The following is a 14,179-nucleotide window of genomic DNA, read 5'->3' on the forward strand; positions in this document are numbered from 1 at the left end:
CCCGGCTCATCGTACCGATGCCGTGCGCCGATCGCCCCATCGGTTGGCGATCATGCCTCTGACCTGCGAAAACACCGACCGGACCGGCGCGTGACGACGCCCCGGGCCCGCGGGGGCGTCAGGCCCGCATGGTAGGATCGTCGATTGGGAAAGGGGACATCTGCAGATGACGTTCACAGTAGGCGAGACGGTTGTCTACCCGCATCACGGTGCCGCGCTGATCGAGGAGATCAAGACGCGCAAGATCCGTGGCGAAGAGAAGATGTACCTCAAGCTCAAGGTCGCCCAGGGGGACCTGACCATCGAGGTCCCGGCGGAGAACGTCGACCTGGTCGGCGTGCGCGACGTGGTCGACCAGCAGGGGCTGGACAAGGTGTTCGAGGTGCTGCGCGCCCCGTACACCGAGGAGCCGACCAACTGGTCGCGACGTTACAAGGCGAACCTCGAGAAGCTTGCCTCCGGCGACGTGATCAAGGTCGGCGAGGTCGTGCGCGACCTGTCGCGCCGCGACGCGGACCGTGGCCTGTCGGCCGGCGAGAAGCGGATGCTGGCCAAGGCCCGCCAGATCCTCGAGTCCGAGGTCGCGCTCGCGGAGGGTGTCGACGAGGAGAAGGCCGGCGCGATCATCGACGAGGTCCTCGCCAGCTGACGGCCTCCTGATCGTTCCCGCTGCGGATCCTCGAGAGTCGCCGCGCACCGTCCTCGGTGCGCGGCGACACTCATGTCCGGAGCCTTCTCCGGAGCCTCGTCCGCAGCGACCTCCTGCCCCGCCCGCCACGACGCCCCGCCACCACGCCCCGTCCGCCGCCCCGTCCACCGAGCCGAAGGCCAGCCCCCGATGACGACGCTCGCGATCCTCACCGCCGCCGGTTCCGGCACCCGCCTCGGCCGCGACCTGCCGAAGGCGCTCGTGGACCTCGCCGGCTTCCCGCTGGTGCTGCACGCCGCCCGCCGCCTCGCGGCCTCCGGCGTCGTCGACTCCCTCGTCGTCACGTGCCCGCCCGGCCTCGCCGTCGAGGTCGGCGAGCTGGTGGCGCACGACCCGCAGGTCGGCCTGCCCGTGCGGGCGGTCGAGGGCGGGAGCACGCGGCAGGCGTCCGTCGCCGCCGGGCTCCGGCTCGCCGCAGCCGACGTCGACGTCGTCCTCGTGCACGACGCGGCCCGGCCGCTGGCGCCCCCCGGCCTCGTGCGCCGCGTGGTCGCCGCCGTGCGCCAGGGGCACGCCGCCGTCGTCCCCGGGCTGCCGGTCGTCGACACCGTCAAGCGCGTCGTCCCCACGTCGCCGGACACCGTCACGCGGGCCGAGGGGCCGCTGGCCGAGCGGGTCGTCGAGACCCCCGACCGCGGGCTCCTGCGCGCCGTGCAGACGCCGCAGGGTTTCGACCGCCCCGTCCTCGTGCGCGCGCACGAGGACGGGGCCCGGCGGGCGGACGCCGAGCACCTGGCCGCGACGGACGACGCCGGGCTGGTCGAGGCGCTGGGGCTGCCCGTGCACGTGGTCGCGGGCGACGACGCGGCGATGAAGATCACCACCGAGCGCGACCTGCTGGTCGCGGGCCTGCTGGCCGAGGAGGAGTCGTGAGCACCGAGCACCGCCTGCCCCGCACCGGGATCGGCGTCGACGTCCACGCCTACGCCCCCGAGGGCGAGGACCGCGAGCTGTGGCTCGGCGGGCTGCACTGGCCGGGCGAGCGCGGCCTGGCCGGGCACTCCGACGCGGACGTCGCGGCGCACGCCGCCGCCGACGCCCTCTTCTCCGCCGCCGGGATCGGCGACCTCGGCAGCCATTTCGGCACGAGCGAGCCGCAGTGGGCGGGCGCGGCCGGGACCGTCCTGCTCGCCGAGGCCGCGCGCCGGGTGCGGGACGCCGGGTTCGACGTCGGGAACGTCGCCGTCCAGGTGATCGGCAACCGGCCCAAGATCGGCCCTCGCCGCGACGAGGCCGCCGCCGCGCTGACCGCGGCCGCGGGAGCGCCGGTGTCGGTCACGGCCACCACGACCGACGGCCTCGGGCTGACCGGGCGCGGCGAGGGCGTCGCGGCGGTCGCGACCGCGCTCGTCGTCCCCCGCCCCTGACGAGGCTGGTCGCCCCCACCACGGGGGTCAGCGGGGCGGGCCCAGGACCGTGTCGGTGTAGTCGTTGCGGAACACGCCGTCCGGGTCGACGACGCCGCGCACCCGGGCCACGTCGTCCAGCGGGTAGTGGTCGGCGAGGTCGTCGGCCGTCCGCGTGTGCAGCTTGCCCCAGTGGGGGCGCCCGCCGACGGCGGTGAAGACCTGCTCGGCGGCGTCGAAGTAGCGCCGGTGCGGCATCGGCGCGTACTGGTGCACCGCCACGTACGCCGTCTCGCGGTCGCGTGCCGTCGAGAGCCACACGTCGTCCGCGGCCGCGAAGCGCACCTCCACGGGGAACGGCACCGGCTCGCCAGAGCGGCGCAGCCAGCCGTCGAGCTCGGCGAGCGCCCCGCGCAGCTCGGCGCGGGGCAGCGCGTACTCCATCTCGGCGAACCGTACGCGGCGGGGATGGATGAAGACGTCGTGCGACGGCGCCACGTAGTCCCGCGCGCCGAGCGCCCGCGCGCTCACGGCGTTGAGCCGGGGCACCGCCCCGGGCGCCGCCAGGGCGATGCGGTTCACCACCCCGAAGGCGCCGTTGGACAGCACCTCGTCGTCGAGCAGGGCGCGCGCCCGGCCGGCCGCCGCGCGCAGCCTGCCGGCCGCGCCCGTGCGGCGCGCCGCCCAGGCGGCGACCTCGTCGGCGTCCGCGCGGTTGTTGCGCAGGGTCAGCGCGCGCCGGGTGCCGGGGAACCAGTAGAACTCGGCGTGGTCGTTGCCGTCGACGTAGTCCTCCAGGCCCTCCAGCACGCGGTCCAGGGGCCAGGGTTCCTCCCGGGCCCGGAGCCAGAAGGCGGGGACCACCTCGAGCGTCACGGCGGCCAGCACGCCCGCGGTGCCGAGCCCGAGGCGCGCGACCTCGAAGAGGTCCCGCTCGGGCGTTCCCGGTGCGGCGGCGTCGGTCGCCGTCCGGACGGTGCCGTCGGCGGTCACGACGCGCACGCCGCGGACCTGGGTGGCGAGCCCGCCGAGCCGCACGCCCGTGCCGTGCGTGCCGGTGGAGATCGCGCCGGCGACCGACTGCCGGTCGATGTCGCCAAGGTTGCGCATCGCGAGCCCCAGGACTGCCAGCAGCCGGTTCAGCGCGGACAGGCGGGTGCCGGCACGCACGGTGACGTGGGTGGTGCCGTCGGGCTGCGGCAGCACGGACTCGATGCCGCCGAGCCGGTCCAGGTCGAGGTGCAGCCCGTCGGTCACCGCGGCCGGGGTGAAGGAGTGCCCGGCGCCCATCGCGCGCACCCGCAGCCCCTCGGCGGACGCCGCCGCGACGGCCGCGGCGAGACCGGCCTCGTCGTGCGGGGCGACCCTCCGGGCCGGGGTCCACGTCACGGTGCGCCCCCACGTGCGCAGGGGGGTGCCGCCGCCGGCTGGTCCGGGGACGGCGGGTGGTGCGCTGGCGACGCTGCTCTGAGTCACGCGGACACTCTGCCACGGCACCGCCGTGCTCCGGGAGGGCGGGTGGGCAGGTCGTCGCGGGCGGGTGGGCAGGTCGTCGCGGGCGTGGGGCGCGCGTCGCGCCGGGTGTACGGTGCGGGCCATGACCCTCACGGACCGGTTGGGCCGTGCGACGGCGCGGGTCTCGGCGCCCGTCGCCGTCGTCGACCTGGACGCCTTCGACGCGAACGCCGCCGACCTGCTGCGCCGGGCCTCGGGGACGCCGGTGCGGCTCGCCAGCAAGTCCGTCCGGGTGCGGGCGCTGGTCGGCCGGGCGCTGGACGCCGGGTTCACGGGTGTCATGGCGTTCTCGCTGGCCGAGGCGTTGTGGCTGGTGGGCACGGGGGTGCGCGACGTGCTGGTCGGCTACCCGAGCGTGGACCGGGACGCGCTGGCGCGCCTCGCCGGCGACGCGACCGCGCGCCGCGAGATCACGCTCATGGTCGACGACGTCGCGCAGCTGACGCTGCTGCGCGGCGCCCTCGAGCAGGGCCCCTCGGACCCGCTGTCGGACGTGCAGGTCTGCCTGGACGTGGACGCCTCCCTGCGGGTCGGCGTGGGGCCGCTGCAGGTGCACGTCGGCACACGACGCTCGCCGCTGCGCACTCCGGCGGAGGTGGGCACGCTCGCGGCGCGGGCGGAGGCGGTCCCCGGCGCCCGGCTGCGCGGGCTGATGCTGTACGAGGCGCAGGTCGCGGGACTGCCGGACACCAACCCGGCCGTCCGCCTCGCCAAGCGACTCTCCGTCGCGGACGTCGACGACCGGCGCGGCGACCTGCTCGCGGCCGCGGAGACCGCCGTCGGGCACCGCCTGGACCTGGTGAACTCGGGCGGCACGGGGTCCCTCGAGACCTCCAGCGCCGGGCCGCACGTCACCGAGGTGACCGCCGGTTCGGGACTGTTCGTGCCCGGGCTGTTCGACGGCTACCGGTCGTTCCGGCCCCGACCGTCGGCGTTCTTCGGCCTGGACGTGGTCCGCGTGCCCGCCCCGGGGTGGGCCACGGCCTTCGGCGGCGGCTATCCGGCGTCCGGGCCTGGGGGCCGTGCGCGGCTGCCTCGCGTCGCCACCGCGGGCTGGGCGCTGACCGGCACGGAGGGCGCGGGGGAGGTCATGACCCCGCTGCGGCGTCGCTCGGCCGGCCAGCGCCCGCTGCGCGTGGGCGACCGGGTGTGGATGCGGCACGCCAAGGCGGGCGAGCTCATGGAGCGGTTCGACGCCGTGCACCTCGTGCGTGGCGACGAGGTCGTCGATGTCGTGCCCACGTACCGCGGCGAGGGGAAGACCTTCGGCTGAGGCGCGCGCGGCCGGGTCGGTCGCCATGATGGGCGGATGAACGACGTGAACCCCGCCGCGGGGCCGGCCGTGCCGGTGTCCCGGGTGCCGCGGGTGCGGCGGATGTCCGGGCGCGACCCCGGTGACGCGCACCGGCCGTCCACGCCCCTGGAGCTGCTGTTCGACCTGGCGTTCGTCGTGGCGTTCGGCGTCGCAGGGGAGCAGGCCGCGCACCTGGTGGCCGAGGGGCACGTGGCCGCGGGCCTGACGGGCTTCGGCTTCGCGATGTTCGCGATCTGCTGGGCGTGGATCAACTTCTCCTGGTTCGCCTCCGCCTTCGACACCGACGACTGGGTCTACCGCCTCACGACGATGGTGCAGATGGTGGGCGTCGTCGTCCTCGCCCTCGGCCTGCCGGAGATGTTCCGCTCGATCGACCAGGGCCAGCGGGTGGACAACGAGGTCATGGTCGCCGGGTACGTCGTCATGCGGCTCGCGATGCTCGTGCAGTGGCTGCGCGCGTCCCGGCAGGCGCCGCGGTGCCGCGCGATCTGCCTCACCTACGTGCGGGCGCTCGTCGTGTCGCAGGTCGGGTGGGTCGTGCTGGCGGTCGCGCCGGTCTCGGTCGGCACGTTCTTCGCGGTGGGCGGGGTGCTGATCCTCGTGGAAACGGCGGGCCCCTGGGTCGCGGAGCGGCTCCCCGCGGGCCCCGACGGGCGGCGTGGCACGCCGTGGCACCCGCACCACATCGCGGAGCGGTACGGGCTCCTGGCGATCATCACCCTCGGCGAGGGGGTCATCGGCACGGTCGCGTCGCTGTCCGCCGTCGTCGAGACGCAGGGCTGGAGCGTCGACGCCGCGCTGGTGGCGCTCGCGGGCACCGGGCTGACGTTCGGCCTGTGGTGGACGTACTTCATCACCCCGGCCGGCGACCTGCTGGCGCGTCATCCGGAGCGGTCGTTCGGTTGGGGCTACGGGCACCTCGTGGTCTTCGCGGCGCTCGCCGGGGTGGGGGCGGGCCTGCACGTGGTCGCCTACGACCTCGAAGGGCACTCGGCGCTCGGGCCGGTCGGCGCGCTGCTGGCCGTCGCGGTGCCGGTGCTGGTGTTCCTCGTCGCCGACTACCTCATGTTCTGGACGCTGGCCCGCACCGTGGACCCGCTGCACCTGGCGCTGCTGGCCGGCGGGGTCGCGACGGTCGTGCTCGCGGTCGTCGTGGTCGCCGTGGGGGCGCCGACGTCGGTCGGGCTGCTGGTCGTCATGCTCGCCCCGGCGGTGACGGTCGTGGGCTACGAGACGCGCGGGCACCAGCACGTGGCGGCGCTGGTCGAGGGGGCCGGGCCGGGGCAGGAGCAGGGGCAGGGCTCGGGGGGCGGCCGGTAGGCTGGACGGGTGACCCTCCGCCTGTACGACACCGCCACGCGCGACGTGCGCGACTTCGTCCCCCTGACCACGGGCGAGGTCGGCATCTACCTGTGTGGCGCCACCGTCCAGGCACCCCCGCACGTCGGTCACCTGCGTCCCGCGGTCGCGTTCGACGTGCTGCGCCGCTGGCTCGAGCGCCAGGGGTACCGCGTCACCCTGGTGCGCAACGTGACCGACATCGAGGACAAGATCCTCGCGAAGGCGGCGGCCGCGGGCGTCCCGTGGTGGGCGCACGCCGCGCGCTACGAGCGCGTGTTCACCCAGGCGTACGACGCGCTCGGCATCCTGCCGCCCACGTACGAGCCGCGGGCCACCGGCCACGTGCCCGACATGGTGGCGCTCATGGAGCGCCTCGTCGAGCGCGGCCACGCCTACCCGACGGGGGACGGGGACGTCTGGTTCGACGTGCGGTCCTGGCCGGCGTACGGCGAGCTGACGCGCCAGCGCCTGGAGGACCTCAGCCCGGAGCCGACGGGCGACCCGGACGCCGCGGCGTCGAGCAAGAAGGACCCCCACGACTTCGCGCTGTGGAAGGCGCCGAAGCCGGGCGAGCCCGGCACGGCGTCGTGGGACACGCCGTTCGGCCGCGGCCGGCCGGGCTGGCACCTCGAGTGCTCGGCGATGGCGCAGCGCTACCTGGGCGAGTCGTTCGACATCCACGGCGGCGGCCTCGACCTGCGGTTCCCGCACCACGAGAACGAGCAGGCGCAGTCGCGTGCCGCGGGGTACGGCTTCGCGCAGCGCTGGATGCACTGCGCGTGGGTGACGCAGCAGGGCGTGAAGATGAGCAAGTCGCTCGGCAACGGGCTGCTCGTCTCGGAGCTGCTCGCGCAGGCGCCCGCGCCGGTCGTCCGCTACGCGCTCGCTGCGGTGCAGTACCGCTCGATGCTGGAGTGGACCCCGGACACGCTCGACGAGGCGGGCGCCACCTGGGAGCGCCTCACGGGCTTCGTGGAGCGCGCACGGGAGCGGGTCGGCGAGGTCTCCGACCAGGAGGTGGCCAAGGTCGAGCTGCCGGCGGACTTCGTCGCGGCGATGGACGACGACCTCAACGTCCCGGCCGCGCTCGCGGTCGTGCACGAGCACCTACGGGCGGGGAACTCCGCGCTGGCGTCGCGTGACGACGCCGCGGCGCGCGACGAGCTGGTCGCGCTCCGTGGGATGCTCGACGTGCTCGGCCTCGACCCGGGGTCGCCGCAGTGGGCCGGCGGCGCGGACCGCGGGTCGTCGCGGGCCCGTGCGGCGCTGGACTCCCTCGTCGCCGCCGAGCTCACGGCGCGGGCCGAGGCGCGTGCCGCGAAGGACTGGGCCACGAGCGACGCGATCCGCGACCGCCTGGCCGCGGCCGGCGTCGTGGTGCAGGACTCCGCGGACGGCGCCCGCTGGACGCTCACCGACTGAGCCGGAGGTGAAGCAGAGGGTGAGGGCCGAGGAACGAGGCACTCGCCCGCCGCGGAACCGCATGCTCAGGCGGCAAAGAACCCGACTGAGCCGGAGGTGAAGCAGAGGGTGAGGGCCGAGGAACGAGGCACTCGCCCGCCGCGGAACCCCATGCTCAGGCGGCCGTTACTCAGACTGAACCTGAACCGCTGAGAAGAGAGACACGATGGCAGGCAACTCGAAGCGTCCCGGCGCGGTGCGCAAGGACGGCAGCAAGAAGGGCGCCCGCGTCGGTACCGGCGGCCACAGTCGCAAGTCCCTGGAGGGCAGGGGACCGACGCCGAAGGCGGAGGACCGCACGTACCACGCCGCGCACAAGCGGAAGGTGGAGGCCGAGAAGCGCAAGACGTCGCAGGCCGGCAAGGGCGCGGCCAAGGGCGTGGTGCGCGGCACGCGGCGGGCCACGGGCGGCGCGGAGGTCGTCGCGGGTCGTAACGCGGTGCTCGAGGCGCTGCGGACCGACGTCCCGATGACGGCGGTGCACCTGGCGTCGCGCATCGACCACGACGACCGCACGCGCGAGATCCTGGAGCTGGCGTCGGTGCGCGGGCTCCAGCTCCTCGAGGTGAGCCGCACGGAGCTCGACCACCTCACGGAGGGGTCGGTCCACCAGGGTGTCGCGGCGCAGGTGCCGCCGTACGCGTACCGGGACGTGGAGGACCTGCTCGACGCGGCCGCCGAGGCGGGCGTCCCGCCGCTGCTGGTCGCGCTCGACGGTGTCACGGACCCCCGCAACCTCGGGGCGGTGCTGCGTTCCGCGGGCGCGTTCGGGGCGCACGGCGTGATCGTGCCGTCGCGGCGTTCGGCGGGCGTGACGGCGTCGGCGTGGAAGACGTCGGCGGGCGCCGCCGCCCGCGTGCCGGTGGCGAAGGTGACCAACCTGTCGCGGACGCTGGCCGACCTGAAGAAGTCGGGCCTGTTCGCCGTGGGGCTCGACGCGGGCGGGGACGCCGAGGTGCACACGCTCGCGTTCGCGACCGACCCGGTCGTGATCGTCGTCGGCTCGGAGGGCAAGGGGCTGTCCCGCCTGGTGCGCGAGTCGTGCGACGCCGTGGCGTCGATCCCCATCTCGTCGGACGTCGAGTCGCTCAACGCGGGCGTGGCCGCCGGCATCACCCTGTACGAGGTGGCGCAGGCCCGCCGCTCGGCGGGGTAGCCCGCCCGCGGGTGGTGCGTGCCTGCGTGCGGCAGGGCGCACCGCCCCGGCGTCAGGTCGACAGGTGGAAGTGGTCGTCCTCGGGGTCGCCGGGCTCGGCGACGTCGTCCGGGTCCTCCTCGCCCGGGGCGAGCCCCAGGATCGCCTTCTCGTCCGGCCGGTGCCGCAGCACGTGCTCGACGTACGACCGCGTCGTCTCGGGCATGGGGACGTCGTGCCCGGCCTGCTCGGAGATGAACCACCGGTGGTCGAGGATCTCGTGGAAGAGCTGCGCCGGCTCCAGCTTGCGCCGCAGGTCGCGGGGCACGGCGCGGACGGTGGGGTGGAACACGTTCTGCAGCCAGTCGTGCGCGACGAGCTGCGGGTCCTCCTCCTGCCGCTCGGTCGCCGCCTGGTAGGAGTCGAGGTCGTTGAGCAGGCGCCGCGCCTGGTTGTCCTGCACGTCCAGCCCGGTGAGGCGGAACAGGCGGCGCGAGTGGTGACCGGCGTCGACCACCTGCGGCTGGATGCGCACGGTGGTGCCGTCGATGTCGGTGGTGATGGACAGCTCGCCGACATCGAAGCCCAGGTCGTTGAGCCGCTCGATGCGGGCGGCCACGCGCCAGCGCTCGTCGGAGGCGAACGACTCCACCCCGGTGAGCGCCTCCCACAGCTCGGAGTACCGCGCGATGAGGGCGTCGCCGATGCCGACCTCGTCGACCTCGTCGTCGAGCAGCTCGCCCGCGGCGAGGTCCATGAGCTCGCCGATGATGTTGGTCCGGGCCAGGTCGAGGTCGTACTCGCGCTGGCCCTGCGACAGGGTGCGGTGCAGGTCGCCCGTCTCGGCGTCCACGAGGTAGGCCGCGAACTGGTGGGCGTCGCGCCGGAACAGCGTGTTCGACAGGGAGACGTCGCCCCAGTAGAAGCCGACGAGGTGCAGGCGGACCAGGAGCACCGCCAGCGCGTCGATGAGCCGGGTGGCGGTCGCGGGCCGCAGCGCCTGGCTGAACACGGCGCGGTACGGCAGGGAGAACGCGAGGTGCTCGGTGACGAGCGCGGCCTCCAGCGGCTCCCCGTCGTCGTCGCGGCGCCCGGTGACGACGCCCAGCGGCACGACGCCGGGGATCTCGAGCTTGCGCAGCTGGCGCAGCAGCCCGTACTCGCGGAACGCGACCGACTCGCTGATCTCCTTGATCGCGAGCACGCGCCCGTCGAGCCGCACGAAACGCACCACGTGCCGCGAGATGCCGCGGGGCAGCGCGGCGAGCACGTCGGTGGGCCAGTCGGCGAGGGGCAGCCGCCACGGCAGGTCGAGCAGCGCCGAGTCCGGCGTCGCCGAGGTGATCTGCAGCTGCTCGGTCTCCACGGTCGCCCCCACCTCCTCGGTCGCTCGCCCTCGGTCGCTCGCCATGGTCACGACGACGGCAGGTCGCGACGAAGATCGGACGCCAGCGTAGACGAAGGGCGGGCCCGGCAGCAGCCGGACCCGCCCCTCGTGCGACGACGTCGGTGGAACGTCAGCTCAGGCGGTTGCCCGTGGCGGCCGAGAAGACGTGCGCCTTGCCCGGCTTGATGGCGACGTGGATCGTGTCGCCCTTCATCGGGACGTCGCGCGGGTCGATGCGCACGATCACCTGGTCCTCGCCGGCGCCCGAGCGGACCTCGGCGTCGTGCGCGAACTCGCCCGTCAGGGTGCCGTAGACGAACGCGTCGGAGCCGAGCTCCTCGACGAGGTTCACGAGCACGGGGATGGCGTCCGCGTCGGTGCTGGAGACGATGTCCAGCGACTCCGGGCGGAACCCGACGGTGACCTTGCCGCCGTCGGCCTCGGTGAGCTGCGCCACGACCTCGCGCTCCAGCTTGATGCGCGCGGGGCCCACGTGCGCCACGCCGTCGTCGACCTTGAACGTGGCGATGTTCATGGCCGGGGAGCCGATGAAGCCCGCGACGAACACGTTCTGCGGGGTGTCGTACATCTCGCGCGGGGTACCGACCTGCTGCAGGAGGCCGCCCTTGAGCACCGCGATGCGGTCGCCCATGGTGAGGGCCTCGGTCTGGTCGTGGGTGACGTAGACCGTGGTGACCCCGAGGCGGCGCTGCAGCGACGCGATCTGCGTGCGGGTCTGGACGCGGAGCTTGGCGTCGAGGTTCGACAGCGGCTCGTCCATGAGGAACACCTGCGGCTGGCGCACGATCGCGCGGCCCATGGCGACACGCTGGCGCTGACCGCCGGAGAGCGCCTTCGGCTTGCGGTCGAGGTACTCGGTGAGGTCGAGGATCTTGGCGGCCTCCTCGACGCGCTCGCGGATCTCGGCCTTCGGCTTGCCCGCGATCTTCAGGGCGAAGCCCATGTTGTCCGCCACCGACATGTGCGGGTACAGCGCGTAGTTCTGGAAGACCATCGCGATGTCGCGGTCCTTCGGCTGGACGTCCGTGACGTCGCGGTCGCCGATGTAGATGCTGCCGCCGTTCACGTCCTCCAGGCCGGCGAGCATGCGCAGCGACGTGGACTTGCCGCAGCCGGACGGGCCGACGAGGACGAGGAACTCGCCGTCCTCGACGTGCAGGTTGAGCTGGTCGACGGCGGGGCGCTCGGTGCCCGGGTAGATGCGCGTCGCGTGGTCGAAGGTGACCGTTGCCATGATGTGCTTCCCTCCACCGGCAGGTACGTGCCGGACGATCCGTTGTGGGTGGGTGCCGTTGCGCTCTCACGACTGGCGTGTCGGCGGTGACACATTCTGTTGTCGTGCGCGCCCGGCCAGGGACGTCACCGTGCTCCGGCCGGGTCGTGCGGGATGATCGTACATGCCTGTGACGAGTGTCTCGTCCAGCCGCTGGTGGCGGCCGGTAACGGCCGCCGCACGGCGCGGGTCCGGTCAGTGCTCCAGGCGGTCCGCGAGCGTCCTCAGCAGCGCGGCGAGCGCGTCGGCGTCGGCCACGCGGTGCGCCGCGAGGGTGGGGCCCGGCCCGACCTTGACGCCGAGGTCGCCGGGCCGGAGCACCGCGAACGCGGCCTCGTCGGTGGTGTCGTCGCCGGCGTAGAGCAGCAGGGTGCGCAGGCCGGTGTCCTCCTCGGTCTCCTCGCGCAGCCGTTCGACGGCGATCCCCTTGGACGTGGGCACGACGGCGACCTCGACGACGTCCTTGCCGTGCATGGCGTGCAGGCCCAGGCGCGACGCGACGGCGTCGGCAGCGGCCACCGCCGCCTCGGCGTCGGGTGCGGGGGACAGGCGGGTGTGCAGGACGGCGGCGCTCGGCTTGTCCTGCACCCACGCGCCGCGGCGGCCCGCGGCGGCGTCGGCCATCCCCGCCCGCAGGGCGGCGAGCGTCGCGTCCTGCTCGGGGCTCAGGTGGAGGTCGGCAGCGTCCACGCCGTGGGAGGTGACCCGCCCGGTCTCGGCGCCGTGGCTCCCGACGAGCCAGGTGCCGGCGGGCGCGGCCGACCGGGCCGCGAGGTCGGTGAGGTTGCGGCCCGAGACGAGCGCGAGCCGCAGCACGTCGCCGGACGGCGGCACGGGGCGGGCGGCGAGCGCGGCGAGCCGGTCGACCGCGGCCCGCGCGGCGGGCGTCATCGTCGCGGCCGACGGGACGTCGACCAGCGGCGCGAGCGTGCCGTCGAAGTCGAGCGCGACCAGCCGCGCGCAGCGCGCGGTCGCCGGGTCGGGCGGGTCGACACGGTCGGGCGGGTCGACACGGTCGGGCGGGCCGGCGAAGCGGAGCGCCGCGACCGCGGCGTCGTCCGTCGGCGTCACACGTGGCTCGTTCGGGGCGGCATGGCGGTGAGGACGCCGAGGAAGCTCTGCGACCACTTCGCCACGTCGTCCGCCATGACCTTGCGTCGCAGCCGGCGCATGCGGCGGCGCTGCTCCCGGGGCTCCATGCGCGCCGCCGTGACGATGATGTCCTTCATCCCGTCGATGTCGTGCGGGTTGACCAGCAGCGGTCCGGGGGCGAGCTCGTCGGCCGCGCCGGTGAACTCGCTCAGCACCAGCACCCCCTGCTCGTCGGAGCGGGCGGCGATGTACTCCTTCGCCACGAGGTTCATGCCGTCGCGCAGCGACGTGACGAGCATGACGTCGGCGGCCAGGTAGAGCGCCGCCATCTCCTCGGCCGGGTACGAGTGGTGCAGGTAGTGGATGGCGGAGTGGCCGAGCTCGCCGAACTCGCCGTTGATGCGGCCGACGAGCCCCTCGACGTGCTCGCGCAGGTCCTGGTAGGCGCCCACGTTCTCGCGGCTGGGGCTCGCGACCTGCACCAGCGTGCAGTGCTCGACGTCGAGGCGGCCGTCCTGCAGCAGCTCGCCGTAGGCCTTGATGCGGTGCCGGATCCCCTTGGTGTAGTCCAGGCGGTCCACGCCCAGCATCATCACCTTCGGGTTGCCCAGGTCCGCGCGGATCTCCTTGGCCCGCGCCTGCACCTCGGGGGTGCGGGCCAGCTCGTCGAAGTGCTGGGAGTCGATGGAGATGGGGAACGCCGCGGCGCGCACGTGCCGGCCGGGCTTCCCGTCGGCGTCCGCCACCGTGATGATCGGGCCGCGGGTGGTGTGCTTCGTGAGCCGCCGCACCGACCGCACGAAGTTCGAGGCGTCGCCGCCGCGCTGGAAGCCGATGAGGTCGGCGCCGAGCATCCCCTCGACGATCTGGGTGCGCCACGGGAGCTGCTGGAAGAGCTCGACCGCGGGGAACGGGATGTGGTCGAAGAAGCCGATCCGCAGGTCGGGGCGCAGCTCGCGCAGCATCGCCGGGACCAGCTGGAGCTGGTAGTCGTGCACCCACACGACGGCGCCGGGTGCCGCCTGGGCGGCGGCCGCCTCGGCGAAGCGGCGGTTCACGCGGCGGTAGGCGTCCCACCACTGCCGGTGGTAGGTGGGCGGCGAGATGACGTCGTGGTACAGCGGCCACAGGGTGTCGTTCGCGAAGCCCTCGTAGTAGCGCTCGATGTCGGACCGGCTGAGCGTGACGGGCACCAGCAGCATGCCGTCGGCCTCGAAGGGCTCGTGCTCGACGTCGGGGGCGCCGGACCAGCCCACCCAGGCGCCCTCGGCCTCCCGGGTCACCGGCTCGAGGGCCGTGACCAGGCCGCCCGGAGAGCGGTGCCACTCGACGTGGCCGTCCTCGTCCGTGGTGAAGTCGACGGGGAGCCGGTTGGCCACGACGACGAGGTCGGACCGGCCCTTGTCGTTGCTCTTGGCGCCGGACTTCTTTGACGATCCTTGACCTGTCAACGGAGATCTCCCCAAGCGTTGTTGGACGACTTCCTACCCTGGCAGGGTACGAGACGCCCTGCGCACACCCTAGCCACGGGTGTGCGTGCATGCCCTCGCAGCGCGCGCCCGCAGGTGCGGGGGCGACTACGGT

12 protein-coding genes are annotated in these 14,179 nt (G+C 74.3%); 7 read left to right on the forward strand and 5 right to left on the reverse strand.

Features of this window, described 5'->3' with window-relative positions:
• Positions 1–166: 166 nt before the first annotated feature.
• From IEW03_RS03405 to ispF, 3 genes are all read left to right on the forward strand, one after another.
• Positions 167–649: a CarD family transcriptional regulator gene (locus tag IEW03_RS03405; protein ID WP_188522243.1), complete on the forward strand. Its 483-nt coding sequence runs from the start codon at positions 167–169 to the stop codon at positions 647–649.
• A gap of 189 nt (positions 650–838) precedes the next feature.
• Positions 839–1,582, forward strand: a complete 744-nt coding sequence (ispD, locus tag IEW03_RS03410; RefSeq protein ID WP_188522244.1) for a 2-C-methyl-D-erythritol 4-phosphate cytidylyltransferase — start codon at positions 839–841, stop codon at positions 1,580–1,582.
• Positions 1,579–2,076, forward strand: a complete 498-nt coding sequence (ispF, locus tag IEW03_RS03415; protein ID WP_188522245.1) for a 2-C-methyl-D-erythritol 2,4-cyclodiphosphate synthase — start codon at positions 1,579–1,581, stop codon at positions 2,074–2,076. The genes ispD and ispF overlap by 4 nt, the downstream gene beginning before the upstream one ends.
• A gap of 27 nt (positions 2,077–2,103) precedes the next feature.
• Here the strand turns inward: ispF and IEW03_RS03420 are convergent, their stop codons facing one another.
• Entirely contained in the window at positions 2,104–3,465 is a 1,362-nt protein-coding gene (locus tag IEW03_RS03420; RefSeq protein ID WP_415803635.1) for a D-arabinono-1,4-lactone oxidase, read from the reverse strand.
• A 187-nt stretch (positions 3,466–3,652) separates the two neighbouring features.
• Here IEW03_RS03420 and IEW03_RS03425 point away from each other — a divergent pair, with 187 nt between their 5' ends.
• From IEW03_RS03425 to rlmB, 4 genes are all read left to right on the forward strand, one after another.
• Complete coding sequence (locus tag IEW03_RS03425) at positions 3,653–4,843, forward strand: alanine racemase (protein WP_188522247.1); 1,191 nt, start codon at positions 3,653–3,655, stop codon at positions 4,841–4,843.
• Between the two features lie 36 nt (positions 4,844–4,879).
• Complete coding sequence (locus IEW03_RS03430) at positions 4,880–6,205, forward strand: low temperature requirement protein A (RefSeq protein WP_229737351.1); 1,326 nt, start codon at positions 4,880–4,882, stop codon at positions 6,203–6,205.
• A 9-nt stretch (positions 6,206–6,214) separates the two neighbouring features.
• The gene (gene cysS, locus IEW03_RS03435; RefSeq protein WP_188522248.1) at positions 6,215–7,648 is read left to right on the forward strand and encodes a cysteine--tRNA ligase; all 1,434 of its coding nucleotides are present in this window, start codon (positions 6,215–6,217) and stop codon (positions 7,646–7,648) included.
• 205 nt (positions 7,649–7,853) lie between these two features.
• Complete coding sequence (gene rlmB / locus IEW03_RS03440) at positions 7,854–8,843, forward strand: 23S rRNA (guanosine(2251)-2'-O)-methyltransferase RlmB (RefSeq protein ID WP_188522249.1); 990 nt, start codon at positions 7,854–7,856, stop codon at positions 8,841–8,843.
• Positions 8,844–8,895: 52 nt separating this feature from the next.
• Here rlmB and IEW03_RS03445 read toward each other — a convergent pair whose 3' ends face one another.
• From IEW03_RS03445 to IEW03_RS03460, 4 genes are all read right to left on the reverse strand, one after another.
• A complete protein-coding gene (locus tag IEW03_RS03445; protein ID WP_188522250.1) occupies positions 8,896–10,233 on the reverse strand; it encodes a DUF4032 domain-containing protein in 1,338 nt (445 codons plus the stop codon).
• Between the two features lie 106 nt (positions 10,234–10,339).
• Positions 10,340–11,464, reverse strand: a complete 1,125-nt coding sequence (locus IEW03_RS03450) for an ABC transporter ATP-binding protein (protein ID WP_188522251.1) — start codon at positions 11,462–11,464, stop codon at positions 10,340–10,342.
• A 234-nt stretch (positions 11,465–11,698) separates the two neighbouring features.
• Positions 11,699–12,574 carry a trehalose-phosphatase gene (gene otsB, locus IEW03_RS03455; protein ID WP_188522252.1) on the reverse strand — a complete coding sequence of 292 codons (876 nt, stop codon included), beginning with the start codon at positions 12,572–12,574 and terminating at the stop codon, positions 11,699–11,701.
• Positions 12,571–14,046: an alpha,alpha-trehalose-phosphate synthase (UDP-forming) gene (locus tag IEW03_RS03460; protein WP_188522253.1), complete on the reverse strand. Its 1,476-nt coding sequence runs from the start codon at positions 14,044–14,046 to the stop codon at positions 12,571–12,573. The genes otsB and IEW03_RS03460 overlap by 4 nt, the downstream gene beginning before the upstream one ends.
• Positions 14,047–14,179 lie beyond the last annotated feature (133 nt).

It is taken from the genome of Isoptericola cucumis, from assembly GCF_014635665.1.
Lineage (GTDB): Bacteria > Actinomycetota > Actinomycetes > Actinomycetales > Cellulomonadaceae > Isoptericola > Isoptericola cucumis.